At 69.6% G+C, this 17989-nt stretch carries 14 protein-coding genes and 1 pseudogene; 10 read left to right on the top strand and 5 right to left on the bottom strand.

Going from position 1 to position 17989, the window contains the following annotated elements:
- The first annotated feature begins 9 nt into the window (after positions 1 to 9).
- Positions 10 to 714 carry a GntR family transcriptional regulator gene (locus E1211_RS11030; protein ID WP_243709491.1) on the top strand — a complete coding sequence of 235 codons (705 nt, stop codon included), beginning with the start codon at positions 10 to 12 and terminating at the stop codon, positions 712 to 714.
- Positions 715 to 1165: 451 nt separating this feature from the next.
- On the opposite strand, the gene E1211_RS11020 is transcribed toward E1211_RS11030, so the two are convergent.
- Positions 1166 to 1864 carry a hypothetical protein gene (locus E1211_RS11020; RefSeq protein ID WP_132348085.1) on the bottom strand — a complete coding sequence of 233 codons (699 nt, stop codon included), beginning with the start codon at positions 1862 to 1864 and terminating at the stop codon, positions 1166 to 1168.
- Positions 1865 to 1996: 132 nt separating this feature from the next.
- On the opposite strand from E1211_RS11020, the pseudogene E1211_RS11015 reads away from it, so the two are divergent.
- Positions 1997 to 2158 (top strand): annotated as a pseudogene (locus E1211_RS11015) (IS5/IS1182 family transposase); the annotation flags it as partial.
- Between the two features lie 585 nt (positions 2159 to 2743).
- Positions 2744 to 3943 carry an MFS transporter gene (locus E1211_RS11010; RefSeq protein ID WP_132348083.1) on the top strand — a complete coding sequence of 400 codons (1200 nt, stop codon included), beginning with the start codon at positions 2744 to 2746 and terminating at the stop codon, positions 3941 to 3943.
- A 351-nt stretch (positions 3944 to 4294) separates the two neighbouring features.
- On the opposite strand, the gene E1211_RS11005 is transcribed toward E1211_RS11010, so the two are convergent.
- On the bottom strand, positions 4295 to 5968 hold the full coding sequence (locus E1211_RS11005) for a CocE/NonD family hydrolase (protein WP_243709490.1): 1674 nt from the start codon (positions 5966 to 5968) through the stop codon (positions 4295 to 4297).
- Between the two features lie 331 nt (positions 5969 to 6299).
- A complete protein-coding gene (uxaC, locus tag E1211_RS11000) occupies positions 6300 to 7721 on the bottom strand; it encodes a glucuronate isomerase (protein WP_132348079.1) in 1422 nt (473 codons plus the stop codon).
- Between the two features lie 179 nt (positions 7722 to 7900).
- On the opposite strand from uxaC, the gene E1211_RS10995 reads away from it, so the two are divergent.
- From E1211_RS10995 to E1211_RS10965, 7 genes are all read left to right on the top strand, one after another.
- Positions 7901 to 8890, top strand: a complete 990-nt coding sequence (locus E1211_RS10995) for a LacI family DNA-binding transcriptional regulator (RefSeq protein WP_132348077.1) — start codon at positions 7901 to 7903, stop codon at positions 8888 to 8890.
- A 71-nt stretch (positions 8891 to 8961) separates the two neighbouring features.
- On the top strand, positions 8962 to 10182 hold the full coding sequence (locus tag E1211_RS10990) for an ABC transporter substrate-binding protein (RefSeq protein ID WP_132348075.1): 1221 nt from the start codon (positions 8962 to 8964) through the stop codon (positions 10180 to 10182).
- Positions 10179 to 11318 carry an ABC transporter ATP-binding protein gene (locus E1211_RS10985; RefSeq protein ID WP_132348073.1) on the top strand — a complete coding sequence of 380 codons (1140 nt, stop codon included), beginning with the start codon at positions 10179 to 10181 and terminating at the stop codon, positions 11316 to 11318. The genes E1211_RS10990 and E1211_RS10985 overlap by 4 nt, the downstream gene beginning before the upstream one ends.
- Positions 11315 to 12244, top strand: coding sequence for an ABC transporter permease (locus tag E1211_RS10980; RefSeq protein ID WP_132348071.1), 930 nt, complete (start codon positions 11315 to 11317; stop codon positions 12242 to 12244). Before E1211_RS10985 ends, E1211_RS10980 begins: the two co-directional genes overlap by 4 nt.
- The gene (locus E1211_RS10975; RefSeq protein ID WP_132348069.1) at positions 12244 to 13107 is read left to right on the top strand and encodes an ABC transporter permease; all 864 of its coding nucleotides are present in this window, start codon (positions 12244 to 12246) and stop codon (positions 13105 to 13107) included. Before E1211_RS10980 ends, E1211_RS10975 begins: the two co-directional genes overlap by 1 nt.
- Positions 13108 to 13189: 82 nt before the next feature.
- Positions 13190 to 14713 carry a UxaA family hydrolase gene (locus E1211_RS10970; protein WP_132348067.1) on the top strand — a complete coding sequence of 508 codons (1524 nt, stop codon included), beginning with the start codon at positions 13190 to 13192 and terminating at the stop codon, positions 14711 to 14713.
- Positions 14710 to 16176, top strand: coding sequence for a mannitol dehydrogenase family protein (locus E1211_RS10965; RefSeq protein WP_207915332.1), 1467 nt, complete (start codon positions 14710 to 14712; stop codon positions 16174 to 16176). The genes E1211_RS10970 and E1211_RS10965 overlap by 4 nt, the downstream gene beginning before the upstream one ends.
- A 161-nt stretch (positions 16177 to 16337) precedes the next feature.
- Here E1211_RS10965 and E1211_RS10960 read toward each other — a convergent pair whose 3' ends face one another.
- Both E1211_RS10960 and E1211_RS32440 read right to left on the bottom strand, forming a co-directional pair.
- Entirely contained in the window at positions 16338 to 16703 is a 366-nt protein-coding gene (locus tag E1211_RS10960; RefSeq protein WP_132348063.1) for a hypothetical protein, read from the bottom strand.
- 114 nt (positions 16704 to 16817) lie between these two features.
- Entirely contained in the window at positions 16818 to 17528 is a 711-nt protein-coding gene (locus tag E1211_RS32440) for a hypothetical protein (RefSeq protein ID WP_165947226.1), read from the bottom strand.
- Positions 17529 to 17989 lie beyond the last annotated feature (461 nt).

The raw sequence follows: 17989 nt of genomic DNA, 5'->3' as shown, positions 1-17989 counted from the left end.
AGTGAGACCGTGACGGACGCCGCCGCGCGCCTGGCCCCGGACGCGCTCTCTTTGCCGCAGTTGGGGGTCCGGCCCAACCTTCGACAGGAGATCGCCCATGCCCTGCGTGGCGCGGTCATCACGGGGCAGCTGCGCGCCGGCGTGCTGTACTCCGTGCCGATGCTCGCAGAGCAGTTCGGTGTCTCCGCCACGCCGGTACGCGAAGCGATGCTCGACCTCGCCAACGAGGAACTGGTCACGATCGTCCGGAACAAGGGCTTCCGGGTCAAGGAGCTGAGCGACCGGGACCTGGACGAGATCACCTCACTGCGCGCGCTGATCGAGGTGCCCACCGTGGCCGAGATCGCCCGGGCCATCAACGAGCCCACCCGGGCGGCGGTGGAGGCGCTGCGTCCCCTGACGAAGGAGGTGGAGCGCCTCGCCGAGACCGGCGACCTCATCGGCTACGTCGAGGTCGACAGGCGCTTCCATCTCTCGCTGCTCGCCCTCGCCGGCAACCGGCATCTCATCGACGTGGTCGGGAACCTCCGGGCCCGCAGCCGGCTCTACGGCCTGCAAGACCTCGCCGAGCGTGGCGAGCTGGGGCGTTCGGCCGCCGAGCACGAGCAGATCGTCGATCTGGTGGTGGCCGGCGACGCGGCGGGGGCGGCGGCGCTGATGCGACGCCACATCGGCCACGTCCGGGGCTCCTGGGCCGGCCACCACGAGCCCTGACCGCCAGCACCGGGCGGCCGGGGCGGATGAAGTCGAGCCGGGCAAAAGCGTCGTCGCCATAACCTCGGTAGTCGGCGAGAGTGCGATGGGAGGAGCGGCAGTGCTGACCGCAGCAGCAGAGGGACGGGTGGCTGTTGAGCTTCGTTCCGTGCCCGACTGTCCGCTCACTCCGGCGTTGGGGGAGGGGTAAGCCAGGTGAAGGGGCCTCGGAAGGTTCGCCTACACCGTGCGGCTGTTGGTGACGGGCTCGGCCGGCGGCGCGCAGTTCGCGCAGGTCGGGGATGTGGTTGTAGAGGCCGCCGGGGCTGACGCCGAGTAGCCGGGCGACGGCGGTGACGCTGGCGTCGGGGTCGGGCAGCAGGTCTCGGGCGGCGCGAATGATCTCGGGTGTGATGACGCTGGCGCGCCCATGAGGTTGACCCCGCCAGTAGGCGAGGACGGGCCGCCGGGATCAGGGCATCAGCAGCTCTGTGACCAGCCGCCGGGAGGCTTCCGGCAAGGCGAACAGGCTGTCCGGGTTGCGCGGGGCGTACTCCGAGCCGGGCACGCCAGCCACCCACGGCACGTGCCCCCAGAAGTGCACCTCGTCGGAGACTGCTGCCGTCGCCACTCGCTCGGTGTCTCCGATTGCGCCTAGCGTGCGCATCGCCTTGACGAGCAAGGCCACCGCGTCCGGGGTGTCTGCCGCCTCGTCGCCGAATGCAGGGGCGAGAAGCAGCAGGGTCTGCGCGCGCCGGGCCGGGTTGCGTTGGCGTCCGGCGACGGCCGCCAGTTCCGCCCAGGAGAGTCCGGGGCCGCGCTGGTGCCCGTCCAGCCCGGCGATCTCGATGGCGTCGCGGCCACCGTTGGGTAGGACCAGGAAGTCGACTCCGCCCTCCTCTCGGAGGTTGCGAAACACCACGGCGAGTTCAGCGCCACCGCCCAGGCCCATCCGCAGCACCGGCCAGGACGCCGAGTCGAAAAGCTCGTCCAGGTCGTCGCCGCTAGCTCCCCAAATCTCGGGGAGCAGGTCATCCTCGTCGGGAAGCAGAAACTCCCGCCAGTACAGTGCCCAGAACCCGGGTCGCTCTGCGTGATGCCACCCGTCGACAGTGAGCGCTGCGACGTTGACGTCCTCTGAGAATCGATCCTGGTAACCGGGAATGAGCATGACCGCAGGATAGTAGACAGCCGTGGCTGATCCGCTGCCCGGCGAAGCTACCTGTAGCCGTCCCTTCTCAAGGAATGCCTCGTAACTCGGTGATGGTCCATGGTGGATCACACCGGGTGCAGGTGATCACCGTTGGCTCGCTCGGAGTGGGTCTCTCCGTTCACCGGGCTGCAGCCCGCCCAGTTCCGCAGGTTGGTCCGGCTGGTCGCCGAGCGGGGCGGGGACGCGATCGCTGATGGCCGGCCGGGCCGGCAGTGGTCGCTTGACCTCGCCGATCGGGTGTTGCTGGTTGCCGCGCCGCTGCCATTAGTGGAAAGGACGCAAAGCTGCGCGACTCCGCGCCAATGGAAGGTGGTGCACCGATGTCCTGTGATTAGTACGTTTGGCCGCGTTGGGAGCGCGCCAACAAATAGTCCATCCAAAAAGGCTGATGGCGTCGGCGATCAGTCGGCGCGGCGGAGGAGCGCACTGTTGCCTCCTTAGTCCCTTGTCATCGTCGACCAATCTCCCGTGTTCAACGATGCACCGAACGTAACAAGTGATCGCTGTCGAAGGAACCCCGTCAGGCGTGATGCGGAAGTGCATAGCGGAAGTTCCACCCTCAAGAGCACCTGTCTCTGCTGGTAGCGACCAAGGAGTGGTAGGCGCCGAGGGATCGACTCAGTGAACTTCCGACCCTGCCACGGGAGATCCTGTACGAGTCGGGCAGCTTCGTGCGCACTTCACCAACGCAGGCCAGCCTTGATCGATGACATCGGCGCTGTTAATCTGCGAACAGAATCGGGATTTGTGCGCGTCCGGTGGCTGGGTAGGCGCGTCTCTTCGTCATGCGAGGAGAACGCCTTGTCATACCGAGAGCTCGCCCGTACGACCCGTTCGGTGGTCTTCCCCCTCGGATTTCTCGCGCGCCTGCCGTATGCAATGACGCCCCTCGGCACGCTGTTGCTGCTGCAACATGCCACGGGCAGCTATGCCTTCGCCGGCGCGGCCGCCGCAGCTCAGAGCCTCGCCATCGGTGCGGGAGGCGTCATCGTCGGGCGGCTGGCCGACCGCACCGGCATCCGTCAGCTTGGCGTCTTCATGGCCGTTGCGAACGCCGTCGCTCTGGCCGGTCTCCTTGCCGCCACCTTCGCTGATCGTCCGACGCTTTTCGCCGCCGCTGTCCTCGTCGGCGCGACTCAACCGCAGGTAGGCCCCCTGATCCGCGTTCACTGGTCTTATCTGGCGCAGTCGCGGCCTGAACAGCCAGGTCTGATGACCACCGCGTTGTCGTACGAAGCTGCTGCGGACGAGGCGAGTTTTATCGCCGGTCCCGCTGTGGTTGGACTCCTCGCCGCAACCTGGGCCCCCGTCCCAGCAGGCGCGCCGCTCACGGCGTGCATCGTGCTTCTCCTCGCGGCGGCGGCTCCGGTGGCGTTGCTATACACGACCGCACCCGAGCGGATGCCATCGCGATCAGCGACGTCGCCGCTGCCCAGGGCGGGACTGGCAGCGATGTGTGCCGCCATGGCGGTTATGGGCGCCATTTTCGGTACCGTTCAGGTGGGAGTGACAGCACACGCCACCGCAGTGGACAACGCCTCCGTCGGCGGATTGCTGTACGCCGCGCTTGGTGCTGGCAGTGCCATCGCCAGCATCGCCTACGCCTGGATCCCATCCCGCATGCCCCTGCGGACCCGCTACCGCCTCTTCGCTCTCGGGCTTCTCATCGCCATGATCCTATTACCCGCCAGCGGGACACGGCCGCCACTCGCGGCCGTCGTCCTGGTAGCGGGAATCGCTATCGCGCCTTATATGATCACCATTTACGCCATCACCGAGCAGCTGGCGCCCACCCGAGCCGCGATCACCATGACCATCGTCTGCGCCGCCGGACCCGTCGGCACAGCTGCCGGCCAGGCACTCGCCGGCCTCCTCGTGGAGCAAGCCGGACCCCGTGCCCCGTTCATGCTGCCGCCCGTGCTGGCGGCAGCCGCCCTCCTCCTCGCCATGACGAACCGAATGACGTCAGCCAACCACGGCCCATGCCCTAACGACACCGTCGGAACAAAGACCGAACAAGCCGCCAGCAGGGCTTGAGCGGAGCTTCCCCCACCTTCCGGACGCCTGAATTCGGCTACGTGTTTCATTGACCTGCGACAGTGGCCCGGCCAGGCCTCGGTCGAGGCGCCCGGGCTGTCGCTCTCAATTCGGCTGCCCACGCTGGTCGTGTGGCTGTCATTTGGCCTGCGCAGCCCGGGCGTCGCCTGAGGGCGGCAAGAGGCTCATGAGGGGTTTACTCGGCTCACCGGACCGTCGCGAGCCCCGCCGCACAGAGTGTCGGCTGTTCTACCGGCGGCAGGTCAGCGACGGAGCCGCACGCTCCGCGCGCACGGCCGGAACGGGCCGCCCGGCACCCGCCAGGCGGCGGGCACCGGGCAGCTGTAACGGTCAGCCGTTCCGGGAGAGCCGCAGCGGGAACGTGCCGCGACCGATGTCGCTGAGCGTGGTGGTGTTCGCCGTCAGGTACGAGTCCAGGTACGGCGAGCGGTCACCCTGGGTCGGCACGTCGTAGCGCGGGTTCTGCACGTCCAAGCTGAGCCGGGCGTCGGAGACCTTGATGGTGTGGCCCGAGGGGACGTCCCGCCACCTGTTGGAGTCGATGGTGCCGATCTGGACCCCGAGCTGGTGCCCGCGCTTGACGGTCCAGTCGGTCGACTTCAGGTCGAAGGAGATCCGTCCGCCGCGCTCGATCAGCGCGACGTTCTCGTCGAACATGGTCGCCGTGCCGTCGGGAGCGACGTCCCACAGGCGCACCATCACGTTTCCGCTGGTGCTCGCGCGGAGCGTGATCCTCGGCGTACCGGTGATCCGCAGCGCCTGGGAGGTGGGCGTGGACCAGGTCCAGTAGCTGGAGGCCGAGGCGTCGCCCTGCGCGGCGGCGGTCTTCTCGGCCCGGGACAGCACCTCGAGGCGCGGTGCCCGCTCCATGTCCCAGCGGCCCTGGTCCATCGCGCGGGACTCGGCGGCCGTCGCCGGGACGCCGCCGTTGTCGAGGTACCGGCCGGTGGCGAGCCGCGCGTCGTACGACGTTCCGATCACCGGCCAGGTCTTCTGCGCGCGCCAGTGGCCGAGGCTGTCCTCGATGGCGTACGCCGGATCGGTCACCGTCGGGCGCGTGCCGCGGAGGTACTGGTCATAGAAGCGCATCACCTCGTCGAACCAACCGGCACGGCCCATCTGCAACCGGCCGTCGCCGTCGGTGTCGTTGCCCCGCACGTGGTCCCACTGGCCCAGCCAAGCGCGCTCCGGGCCGCGGTGGTTGGCCAGGTACTCGTCCATGTCCTCAGGTTTGGTGTTGGACTCGATGAAGCCCTGGGTCACGAACAACGGGGTGCGGGTCCCGGCGGCGTCCTTGGCCAGGTTCCTGGCCCTCCAGTACGCCGAATCGGCGTCGGGGTTGTTGTTGTTGGTCATGTTGTCGCTCAGGCACTCCGGATGGCTCGCCTCGTAGGCCGCGTTCGCCTTGTACCGGTCGCTGTCGTCGGCCATCGCAGGCATGACCGCGATCGAGTTGTACGCCGCCGGCGTGCCCGTGACGTTGGGGCGGGGCATCTTGTTGCTGAACAGGTAGTTGTACATGTCCCAGAGGGGCTCCTGGGCGACGACCGCCTTCAAAGCGTGCATCTTGAGGTTGTTGCCCACCAGCCCGGTGACGGCGTCGTAGGACTTGCCGTACATCCCGACCTTGCCGTTGGACCACGGCTGGCTGGCCGACCACTGGATGGCCGCGCGGACGTCGGCCTGTTCGCCCGGGCCGGCCCAGTCCAGGCACCCGGTGCTGCCGCCGAAGCCACGCAGGTCCACCATCACGAAGGTGTAGCCGCGCGCCATCAGGTCGGCGCCGTCGACGAGGTCCTGGAAACGCGCCGACGGTCCGACCTGGTCCCAGCCCTCGGGGCCGGTCTGCCCGGCGTGGGCGAAGTACGGGCCTACGGAGAGGATCACCGGCGTCTTCGCGTGTGCCGGCAGGTGCGCGGGGCGCAGCACGTCGGCGTGCAGCTCGACGCCGCTGCCGTCGGAGGACGGGAAGTACGCCTCCGTCCACGCCGCCCCTTCGGGCACCCGTGGATTCTCGTCATGGATGATCGCGTCGCCGGCTGCCGCAGTCGCTGTCGCGGCTGTCCGTGCGGCCGCGGGCGACCCGCCCGCGGTCAAGATCGTGACGATGGCCAATGCACCGGCCGCCGCGACGGCCGATGCCTTCCTGCCACGGTTCATCCCTGCTCCCCTGACATCAGTTCCAGGCGAGGCCCGCCTGGTCGCCTAGCCGAGCGTAATGACGATCGTCGTTCTTGTCGCCCCTCGGCGCCTTCCTCGACCCTCACCGGATCCGACCGTCACGAGGTACACGACCGCGTCCCGTCTTCCACTCCCGGCACCGATCCGGGCGTCCTCACTGGGTCCGCCGGGCGTAGGCCTCCCGGGGAAGGCGGTAGGCCAGGTCGGTTGCCGTCTCGATCGCCTCGTCCTCGGTCAACCGGTGTTCGAGGACGAGGCGGGCCAGGTAGCCGGCGTCGATGCGTCGGGCGAGATCGTGCCGGGCCGGGATGGACAGGAACGCCCGGGTGTCGTCGACGAAGCCGCTGGTGTTGTAGAAGCCCGCCGTTTCCGTGACCAGTTCGCGGAAGCGGCGCATCCCGTCGGGGCTGTCCAGGAACCACCACGGGGCACCGAGGCGTACGGCGGGGTAGACGCCGGCGAGCGGGGCGAGCTCTCGGGAGTAGACCGTCTCGTCGACGGTGAAGAGCACCACCCGGAATCGGGGGTCGCGGCCGAAGGCGTTGAGCATCGGCCGGAGCGAGCGGGTGAACTCGGCCGTGATGGGGATGTCGAAACCGAGGTCGGAGCCGAATTCGCGGTGGATTTCGGGATCGTGGTCGCGGAGCACGCCGGGGTGGATCTGCATGACGAGGCCGTCGTCGCAGGACATCCGGGCCATCTCGTAGAGCATGTGGCCGGCGAACGCCTCCGTCGCGTCGGGGCCGGCCGTGCCGTGGCGCGCCTCGGTGTAGATCCGTCGGGCTTCGGCGGGGCCGAGCGGCTCGGCGGCGGCGGTGAGGTGGCCGTGGTCGGTGGCTCGGGCGCCGGCGGCGACGAACGCGGCGCGCCGCGCGCGTAGGGCGGCGAGGTAGCCGTCGTAGTCGCCGGTGTCCTCGCCGGTGAGCTCTTGGAGCTGTTCGAGGTGGCGGGTCCAGCCGGGGTGGCCGACGTGGGTGAGGGCGTCCGGGCGGAAGGTGGGCACCACCCGTTCGCCGAGGCCCGCGTCGCGGAGTCGGGCGTGGCCGTGCAGGGGCGAGGTCGCGGAGTCGGTGGTGGCGATCAGCTCGATGTTGAAGGTGTCGAGCAGGGTACGCGGCCGGAAGCCCGGTTCGGCCAGTCGTGCGTCGACGAGGTCGTAGAGCTCGTCCGCGGTGTCGGGGCCGGGGGTGAGGTCGAGTTTGAGCACTTCGGCGATTTCGTGTTCCAGCCAGTAGCGGCTGGGGGTGCCGCGGAACAGGTGCCAGTGGGCGCAGAAGAGCCGCCAGATGGCGCGGGGATCGGTTTCGGCCACCGTGCCGTCGAGGCGGCGGACGCCGAGCTGGTCGAGGGTGACGCCCTGCGAGACGAGCATCCGGGTCACGTAGTGGTCCGGCACGACCAGCAGGTGAGCGGGGTCGGAGAAGCGTTGGTCGTCGGCGAGGACGGCGGCGTCCACGTGCCCGTGCATGCAGAGCAGCGGCAGTTCCCGTGTGGAGTGGTAGATGCGGCGTGCCACGGCGCGGATGTCGGTGTCGGCCGGTAGCGCGCGGTCGGGATGCAGACGCAGCTGTGCCACGAACGTCTCCTCTGCGGCGTCGTTGGAACGGGCCCTGCAAAGGATTGCATCGACGGGTCTCGGTCACAAGGGTGGGTTCAGCGGAGCCAGGGAACATTCATGCTCGGCAGTATTGACAGTGTTCTGCAATCGGTTTCAAACTTCGGACGTGACGGTTTCCCGATTGAGGAGGTGAACCGTTGCGCACGACGATCCGCGAGGTGGCCCGGGAGGCCGGCGTTTCACCGTCCACGGTGTCCCGGGCGTTGTCGATGCCCGGGCTGGTCAACTCGGTGACCCGGGAGCGGGTGCTGCGCGCGGCGCAGCGGCTGGGTTACGAACCGAACCGGGCGGCGCGGGGTCTGATCACCGGTAAGACCGGGAACCTGGGGTTGATCGTGCCGGACCTGGCCAACCCGTTCTTTCCCAGCCTGGTGAAGGGCGTGCAGGCCCGGGCCAGGGAGGCGGACTACGCCGTCTTCCTGGCCGACTCCGACGAGGACCCGGCCGCGGAGAGCGATCTGGTGCGGGTCCTCGCCAAGCAGGTCGACGGGCTCATCCTCTGCTCTCCCCGGGGGCGGGAGGAGGACATCCTCACGCTCGCCGCGACCACGACCCTGGTCATGGTCAACCGGCGCTTCGGGCGGGTGCCGTCCGTCGTCTTCGACAACTCGGACGGGATCGGGCAGGCCGTCGCGCACCTGGCGGCGCTCGGCCACCACCGGGTGGCCTGGGTCGGTGGTCCGCGTACGTCCTGGTCCAACCGGGACCGGATCCGGGCGTTGCGTTCGGCGACCGACGCGGCCGGGATGGACCTGTACGTGGCCGGTCACTTCCCGCCCCAGTTCGAGGGCGGGGTCGCCGCGGCGGACCTCATCGTCGCCTCCGGTGTCACGTCCGTCATCGCCTACAACGACGTCATGGCGCTGGGCCTGCTCGGCCGGCTGCGGGACCGCGGGTTGCGCGTACCGCAGGACCTCAGCGTGATCGGCATCGACGACATCCAGATGTCGTCGATGTCGTCGCCCACGCTCACCACCGTTTCGCTCACCAAGGAGCAGGCCGGCCGCGCTGCTGTCGACCTGTTGTTGTCGCTGCTGGAGCGGCCCGACGGCGTGCGTAAGCCGCGTCGGGAGCTACCCACCCAGCTGCTGGTTCGCGGCTCGACCGGGGTCGCGCCGACCGACTGAACTTCCCGGCCGGAAGGACGCGCCCCACCCATCACCACCACCGTGACTGACCACCGAGAGAGGGAAGTTTCATGGGTATCACCCGGCGGAGCGCCCTGATCGCCGCAGCATCGTCCCTGCTGCCCGTTACCGCCGCCTGCGGCGCCCCGGACACCTCCGGTGGCTCCGGCGGCGACAGTGACGGCGAGGTTCCCGACAAGCCGAGCAAGGCCGTGGCGCTGAACATCCTCGACGTCGCGGGCAACCTGCAGCTGACCCAGGGAATGATCGACGAGTTCGTCGAGAAGAACCCGGACGTCATCTCCCGGGTGACCTACTCCAAGTCGCCCGCCCCGGAGCTGGTCGGCAAGATCAAGGCGCAGCAGAACGCCGACCGGGTGGACATCGGCCTGGTGCTCACCGGCGTCGACGGTCTCGCGGCCGGCATCGACCAGGGCTTGTGGCTCGACGTCCTGCCGAAGTTCGAGAGCCGGCTGACCGGCATGAACAACTATCTCGCGCCGGCCGCCGCCATGCAGAAGCTCGCCGGCAACGCGGGCGTGACCGTCACCTACTACCCGTCCGGTCCGCTGCTGGAGTACCTGCCGGGGACCGTGGCGACGCCGCCGACCAGCGCGGAGCAGCTCCTCGCGTACGCCAAGGCCCACCCCGGCAAGGTCCAGTACGCCCGCCCGTCGAACTCCGGTCCCGGGCGGACGTTCCTGATGGGGCTGCCCTACATCCTCGGCGACAAGGACCCGAAGGACCCGGTGAACGGGTGGGACAAGACCTGGGCCTACCTCAAGGAACTCAACCAGCACGTCGACTACTACCCGTCCGGCACCACCGAGACGATGAAGAACCTGGCGAACGGCTCGGTGCACGTGATCGCGTCGACGACCGGCTGGGACATCAACCCCCGGGTGCTCGGCACGGTGCCGAAGGAGGCCAAGGTCACCTCGCTGCAGGGGTTCCACTGGGTGACCGACGCGCACTACGCGGTGATCCCGAAGGGGGCGTCGACGGACACCCAGGCCGCGGTGCTGGCCCTGTTGGCGTTCATGCTCACTCCGCAGCAGCAGGCGAAGGCCTACGACGAGGGCTACTTCTACCCGGGCCCGGCGGTGCAGGGTGTGCAGCTGTCGGACGCGCCGCAGAAGAGTCAGGACGCCATCCGGGACTTCGGCCGACCGGAGTACGACTCGCTGATCGCGAACAACCCGACCGAGGTGCCGCTGGACGCGAAGGCGCTGGTGGCGGCGTTCGACAGGTGGGACCGCGAGATCGGTAGCGGGAAGGTCAAGCAGGGATGACCGCCGGCGCCAAAGCGTTCTCCCAGCTGCGACTGCAGGGCGTGTCGCGTCGCTTCGGCGGCCATGACGCCCTGCGTGACCTCGACCTGACGATCGAGGCGGGCGAGTTCGTCGCCCTGCTCGGCCCGTCGGGTTGCGGTAAGTCCACCGCCCTGAACTGCCTCGCCGGGCTGCTGCCGCTGACGGCGGGCAGCATCTGGCAGGACGAGCGGCGGATCGACACGCTGCCGCCGGAGCGCCGCGGCTTCGGGATGGTGTTCCAGAACTACGCGTTGTTCCCGCACATGTCGGTGCGGGCCAACATCGCGTTCGGGCTGCGGATGCGGCGGCTGCCGAAGGACGAGATCCGCCGCCGCACCGACGAGGCGGTCCGCCTGGTACGCCTCGAGGACCACGCGGGGAAGCTGCCCGGCCAGCTCTCCGGCGGCCAGCAGCAGCGGGTGGCGATCGCCCGTGCGGTCGTCCTGGAGCCGTCGCTGGTGCTCATGGACGAGCCGTTGAGCAACCTCGACGCCAAGCTGCGCCTGGAGATGCGTACCGAGATCCGCCGGCTGCACCAGTCGCTGGGGCTCACCACGGTCTACGTGACGCACGACCAGGAGGAGGCGCTGTCGCTGGCCGATCGCCTGGTGGTGCTCCGGGAAGGCCGCGTCCAGCAGATCGGTGCCCCGGAGGAGCTGCACACCCGCCCCGCCAACTGGCACGTCGCCGACTTCATGGGCTACCGCAACCTGTGGACGATGCGGGTGCGGGAGGCGGCCGACGGCACGGTCGCCGTCGAGCGGGACGGCCTGCGGCTCGTCGGCGTCCCGGTCGGCCCGGTGGCGCCCGGCGACGAGGTGATCGTCGCGGTGCGCCCCGAGGACGTCCGGGTCGATCAGGGCGACGCGACGACCAACGCCGTCCCGGCGGAGATCGAGGTGGTCGAGTACCAGGGGCGGGAACTGGCGGCGGAGGCGGTCACCGCCGCCGGCTCCCGGGTCCACCTGCGTACCGACCGGCGGGTGGCGCCCGGCGATCCGGTCACCCTGAGCATCGACCCGCAGCGGCTGCTCGTCTTCCCCGGCGACGCGGCCGCCACCCGGCCCGCCGACAAGGCGGCGGCCGTGGTCGAGGAACCAGGGCTGGTCGGATGAGCGTCACGACCCCCACCCCCGCAGTGGAGTCCGCCGGGCCCCCGGCGCCCGCGCGGGCGCACTGGCAGCATCGCCTCGCCGAGCGCGGCGTCGACCGTCACCTGTGGCTGCTCACCCCGGCGCTGCTCTTCGTCGTGCTGCTCTTCCTCTACCCGTTCTTCTACGGGCTGGGCCTGTCGTTCCAGCCCACCGAGGGTGGCCCGTTCAGCGACTACGCGCGGTTCTTCGGCGACGCCTACCAGCGTGACACGATCTGGACCACGCTCGGCCTGGCGCTGCCCGCCGCGCTTCTCAACGTGGTCGCCTCGGTGCCTATCGCCTACCGGATGCGGGGCCGGTTCCGCGGCAAGCGGCTGGTCACGATCCTGCTGGTGGTGCCCATCACCCTCGGCACCGTGCTCACCGCCCAGGGACTGTTGAACTTCCTCGGCCCGACCGGCTGGTTCAACCGGGTGCTGACCGCCCTGCACCTCACCGACGAACCGATCCGGCTCGTCCACAACTACTGGGGCGTCTTCTTCTCGCTCGTCATCACCGGGTTCCCCTTCGCCTTCCTGCTCGTCCTGTCGTACCTGTCCGGCATCGACCCGACGCTCGAGCGGGCCGCGGCGACCCTCGGCGCCGGCTGGTGGCAGCGGTTCCGCATGATCACCCTGCCGCTGCTGATGCCCGGGCTGGCCACCACGTTCTGCCTGACGTTCGTCCTCGCGTTCAGCGTCTTCCCGTCGGCGGTCCTGGTCGGCAACCCGGCAGGGGAGACCCGGGTCATCTCGATCGCCGCCTACCAGGCGGCCTACGAGCAGTACGACTACCCGTACGCCTCGGCGATCGCGATGATCATGGGTTTGATCGAGCTGGTGGTCATCGCGGTGGTGCTGTTCGCCCGGACGCGCTTCTACACCGGTTCCACGGGAGGTAAGGGCTGATGGTCACCACCACCGCGGCAACCGATACCCGGCGGCGGATCGTCGCCCGTCCCGCCGCCTGGCTGGTCTGGGGCGCGGTCATCTTCTTCTTCCTCAACCTGCTCGGCGTCGTCGGATCCGTGCTGGTCAGCTCCTTCGGGCAGCGCTGGTTCGACACCTGGTTCCCGGACGGCTACACCACCAAGTGGTACGGCGACGCGTGGACCGAGTTCGCGCTGCTCCAGGTGATCACGGTGACCCTGCAGGTGTCCCTGCTCGTCGTGGGACTGTCGCTGCTGATCGGCGTCCCCGCGGCGTACGTGCTGGCGCGGCGCAGCTTCCCCGGGAAACGGGCCATCTACCTGGTCTTCCTGCTGCCGATCCTGATGCCGCCGATCACCTACGGCATCCCGCTGGCGACGGTGCTCTACAAGTTCGGCTTCGCCGGGCACCTCTCCGGCGTGGTGCTGGCGAATCTCGTCCCGTCGGTGCCGTTCGTGATCCTCACCATGACGCCGTTCATCGAGCAGATCGACCCGCGGATCGAGAGCGCGGCCCGGATGTGCGGGGCCGGCATGCGGTCGGTGTTCCTGCGCGTGCTGGCGCCGCTGCTGCTGCCCGGAATGCTGGCCTCGGCGATCCTCGTCCTGGTCCGGACCGTCGGCATGTTCGAGCTCACCTTCCTCACCGCCGGCCCGGACTCGCAGACCCTGGTCGTCGCGCTCTACTACTCGATGTCCGCGGCCGGCATCCGCGCCCAGCAGTCGGTGGACGCGATGGCGGTCATGTACACCGCGATGATGCTGGTGCTGCTCGTCATCGCCCTCCGGTACGTCAACCCGACCCAGCTCGTCGCCCGGGTCAAGGAGGAACCGGAGCCGTGAGGATCACCGACGCCCAGGCCATCGTGACCCGCTGGAAGGCGAGCGGGAGGCACGGCACACCCGTGGTGAGGGAGGCGAACCGATGAGCGTGGTGGTCCTGTACGACAGCGACGACGTCGCGGTGGCGACGACGCCGATGACCGCGGGGGAGCCGTTGGCGCCGCCGGGGGTGGCCGGTGTGGCGTTGCGCGACGACGTGCCCGCCGGGCACAAGGTCGCCCTGCGCGACCTGTCCGCCGGATCGCCGGTACGCAAGTACGGCCAGGTTATCGGGCGGGCGCTGGTGGAGATCCGCGCGGGTGAGCACGTGCACACGCACAACCTCGGCATGCCGCAGGACGCGGCCGCCCGCGTCGCTGGTGGGGAAGGCACAATCACCGCCCCACGGCTCCCCGCCGACCTGCGCCGCACGTTCCACGGCTACCGCCGCCCGGACGGTCGGGGCGCCACCCGCAACTACGTCGGCGTCCTGACCACCGTCAACTGCTCCGCCACCGTCGCCCGGAAGATCGCCCGGGTCACCGAGGACGACGCGGAAGGCCTCGACGGCGTCGACGGCGTGGTCGCCCTGACCCACGGCACCGGATGCGGGATGGCCGACCGGGGCGAAGGGTGGGAGGTGCTGCGCCGTACCCTGGCTGGCTACGCCCGCAACCCGAACATCGGCGGCCTGGTCGTGGTCGGGCTCGGCTGCGAGGTGAACGCGGTGACCGGGCTCATGGCCGACCTCGGGGTGGCCGAGCACGTGCCCGTGTCGTCGTACACCATCCAGGAGCTGGGAGGCACCTCCGCCGCGGTGACCCGCGGCGTCGAACTGGTCCGGGGCATGATGCGGGACCTCGCCGGCGCGACCCGCACCGAAATCGGGGTCGAGGAACTCGTGCTCGGCCTGCAGTGCGGCGGGTCCGACGGCTGGTCCGGACTGACCGCGAACCCGGCCCTCGGCGTCGCCTCCGACCTGCTGGTCGCGGCCGGCGCGACCTCCGTGCTCGGCGAAACCCCGGAGATCTACGGCGCCGAACACCTCCTCGCCGCGCGGGCCACCAACCCGGAGACCGCTGAGGCGTTGCTGGAGCGGATCCGGTGGTGGGAGGAGTACACCGGACGGCAGGGAACCACGATGGACGCCAACCCGTCCCCCGGCAACAAGGCCGGCGGCATCACCACCATCCTGGAGAAGTCGCTCGGCGCCGTGGCGAAGGCCGGCCGGAGCCCGCTCGCCGCGGTGTGCCACTACGCCGAGCCGATCCCGCGGCCCGGGCTGGTCTTCATGGACACCCCCGGCTACGACCCCGTCTCCGTGACCGGGATGGTCGCCGGCGGAGCGAACCTCATCTGCTTCACCACCGGCCGCGGCTCGGTCTTCGGCAGCCGCCCCGTCCCCACCGTCAAGCTCGGCACGAACGCCGAACTGGCCAGCCGGATGGCGGCCGACATCGACCTGGACTGCTCCCCGGTCGTCGAGCAGGGCGTCACCCTCGATGAGATGGGCCGGCGCGTCTACGACCTGCTGCTGGACGTGGCCTCCGGCCGCCGCAGCGCGAGCGAGGAGCTCGGCCTCGGCGGTGAGGAGATCGTCCCGTGGCAGCTCGGAGCCGTCCTGTGAGCGAAGTGCCACGGCTCGGCCTCGACGGGCTGGACCGCCTCGGGCCGGGCGGGGCGTTCACCCCGCCGGCGGTGGATCCGCGCGCGCTGCGGGTCGGCATCGTGCACCTCGGCATCGGCGCGTTCCACCGGGCACACCAGGCCGTCTTCACCGAGCAGGCCGCGGCGGCCACCGGCCGCGACGACTGGGGCATCGCCGGGGTCACCCAACGGTCGGCGTCCGTACGCGACCAACTGACGCCGCAGGACGGCCTCTACACGGTGCTGGAACGAGGCCCCGGCGCGGCACCCCCGCGCGTCGTCGGCAGCGTCCGGGAGGTGCTGCACGGGGCCGGCGACCCGGCAGCTGTCGTCGACCGGATCGCCGACCCCGCCGTACGCCTCGTCACGCTCACCGTGACCGAGAAGGGCTACCGCCGCGACGGCACCGGCCGGCTGGACCGGTCGGACCCGGAGGTGGCCGCCGACCTCGCGGGACGGCCCCCACGGACCGCCGTCGGGCAGCTCGTCCGCGGGCTGCAGCGACGCGCGGCCGGCGCCGCCGGACCGGTCACCGTGCTCTCCTGCGACAACCTCGTCGGCAACGGCGAGGTCCTGCACAACCTGGTGCACGACTTCCTGGCCGCGTTGCCGGACGCCGAGGCGGGACCGGTCGCGGACTGGATCGCGACGTCCGTGCGCTTCCCGTCCTGCATGGTCGATCGGATCGTGCCGGCCAGTACCGACGACGACCGCGCGCACGTCCGGACGGTCCTGGGACTGGAGGACCGGGGCGTCGTGGTGGCCGAACCGTTCCGCCAGTGGGTCATCGAAGACGACTTCGCCGCCGATCGGCCCGCCTGGGACCGCGCCGGCGCGGTCTTCACCGACGACGTCGCCGCCTGGGAGTCGGTGAAGCTACGCATGCTCAACGCCACCCACTCGCTGCTCGCCTACCTGGGGGCCCTACGCGGTCACGGCACCATCGCGGCCGCGCTCGCCGACGACGAACTCGCCACCGCGGCAGAGGCGTTGATGGTCGAGGACGTGGCACCGACCCTGCGCGTGCCCGACGGCCTGGACCTGGCCGGCTACCGGCGGCAGGTGCTGCAACGGTTCGCCAACCCGGCGCTGCGGCACCGGACCGTGCAGGTCGCCATGGACGGATCACAGAAACTGCCGGTCCGGCTCCTCGGCACCGTCCGCGACCGCCTCGCCGCCGGAGCGATCCCGCGGCAGGCCGCGCTCGCGGTCGCGGCCTGGATGGCGTACGTGGCGAAGGGCCGGGACACCCGCGGCCACCAGCTTCCGCTCGACGATCCGCTGGCCGACCGGCTCAAGGCGGCCGCGGCCGTCGGCGGGGGCGACCCGAAGCGGCTGGTCGACTCGCTGCTGCAGGTCGAGGAGATCTTCGGTACGGACCTCCCCGAGCACGACGGGCTCCGGGGCGTCCTGATCGACCACGTCGCCCGGCTCACGGCGTGAGACCTGCTGCCGGAGGCGAGACCACGTCGCCTACCTCCGTCTACCTGGCGGAACCTCGCCCGACCAGCTGAAATGGCTCTCTCAAACCGGGTCGTCGTGGTCCGGCCTTCTAGGGACGGTAAGAGGACCGAGGCCAGGTGCGGCGGCATGTGGTCGGTGGATCACTCCTCCGACCATGAGTGAGGTTCGATCACCCACGGCTCGCCTGCGTTCCTCCGAAAGGCCGACTGACCGAGCGGAAGGCTGGCGAGTTGCGCCACCGCTGAGTTCAGCTCGACGACATGCCTGATGCACGTCGCGACTACTGCGCCAGGCCGGTTCGGATCGTTGACACCGTCGCCGACCATCCAGGAGTTGTCGGCGGTGTGGATCACCTCACGCGCCGGCTCTATGCCGTCCAGCACCGTGCGCTGCACCACTGCCCCCAGGTTGTCGGGGAACCGGCCACCACTGAAGGGGAAGGGCAGAGATCTGAACATCTCGTGCTGGTCCGAGTGTCCGGAAGTCTCGGTGGTGTGCTCATCCACCGCGACACCATAGGACGGCCTGACTTGGCCCCTGATGGCACCCGCGTGTGGCCCGTGGATGGCCCGGCAATTCTTCTGATCCGCGTGGGCTCCGCCGCCCAGCTGGCGCGCCTGCTACAGCACCACCGGGATCATTTCGATTCCACAGATCGCCACGTGGGGCTCGACCAGTCTCTTTGCCTCCTCGGCGTCCGCCTCGGTGAGAAATACCCCCACATTGTGTCGTCTCCGGTGGCCGTTTTCCTCGGTCACTGCAATGAGTACGTGCACGTAGCGGTGTCGCTCGCGGCGTTCGCCTTCTGGCAGACCGGTGAGGAACGCCTGCGCCACCTCCTCCGGCGAGGCGACCTCGTACTCACCGCCGACTCCGAAGAGCGGCTTGACCGGCCAAACCGGGTCGTACGGGCTGAACGTGTTGAAGAACGACGGCTGCAGGTACGACAGGACGCCCTCCCGCCAACCGACAGCGAGGGTGACGACGTAACCGGTCACACCCTCGCTCTCCAACACGAGCACCCGGGCATCTTCGTCGCGGTAGCCGTAGTCCGAGATACCGCCGTGGATCCGGACGGTCTCTTCCTTGGTTGCACACCGAATCACCAAGCTGCGGTACGCCTCCTGGATCTGCGCCGCCCCGACCGGCTTGAAAAGCACCTCTGTTGTCGTGGGAAGGCGGCTGTCGCCTCCGGGCATTCGCTCCGCCCGAAGCAGCAGCTGGCTGTGCGAAGCCGAGTACGACCACAGGTGGAACTCTCGCTCACTGCGGAAGAGTTCTTCGCCTGGGCGGAAGTGCTCATCCTTGTGAAGCCACACGTGCGACGTCATCTGATCACCCTCGGACACCCGCCAGGCATCCGTCAAGATCAGAAGAAGATCGCGGATGGCTGGTCGTTGGCTGTCCGACTGGTCAGCCCGTCCATCGTTTCGGGCAGCGTCGGTGTCGATGGATGGTCTTGGCTGTACGGATGGCTCACAGCGTAGGGATCCCCTGCTTGACCCAGGGCTCAACACCCGGGAGCATGCCCGGGACAAGGTGACCGGGGGATCACATGCACCTACGCCGCAGGTTCGAGGCGACCGACGACTCGGGCTTTCTTGCTCTGGTCGACCACCATGCCTACCAGGGGTTCGTCGGCGCCGACTGGACGTACGACGCATTGAGCCTTTTCCAAGCTGATCTTGCGGCTCAGGGCCGGTGTGGCAGGCCCGGTGATCGATGGGTGCGAGGCTCCAGGTAGGACAGCTGTCGACCAAGACTCGAAGCCCCGACCGGGAGCCTCGCCATG

Source organism: Micromonospora sp. 15K316 (assembly GCF_004348525.1).
Taxonomy (GTDB): domain Bacteria; phylum Actinomycetota; class Actinomycetes; order Mycobacteriales; family Micromonosporaceae; genus Micromonospora.
The sequence above is the reverse complement of the archived record's forward strand: the minus strand, read 5'-3'. Positions and strand labels throughout refer to the sequence as shown.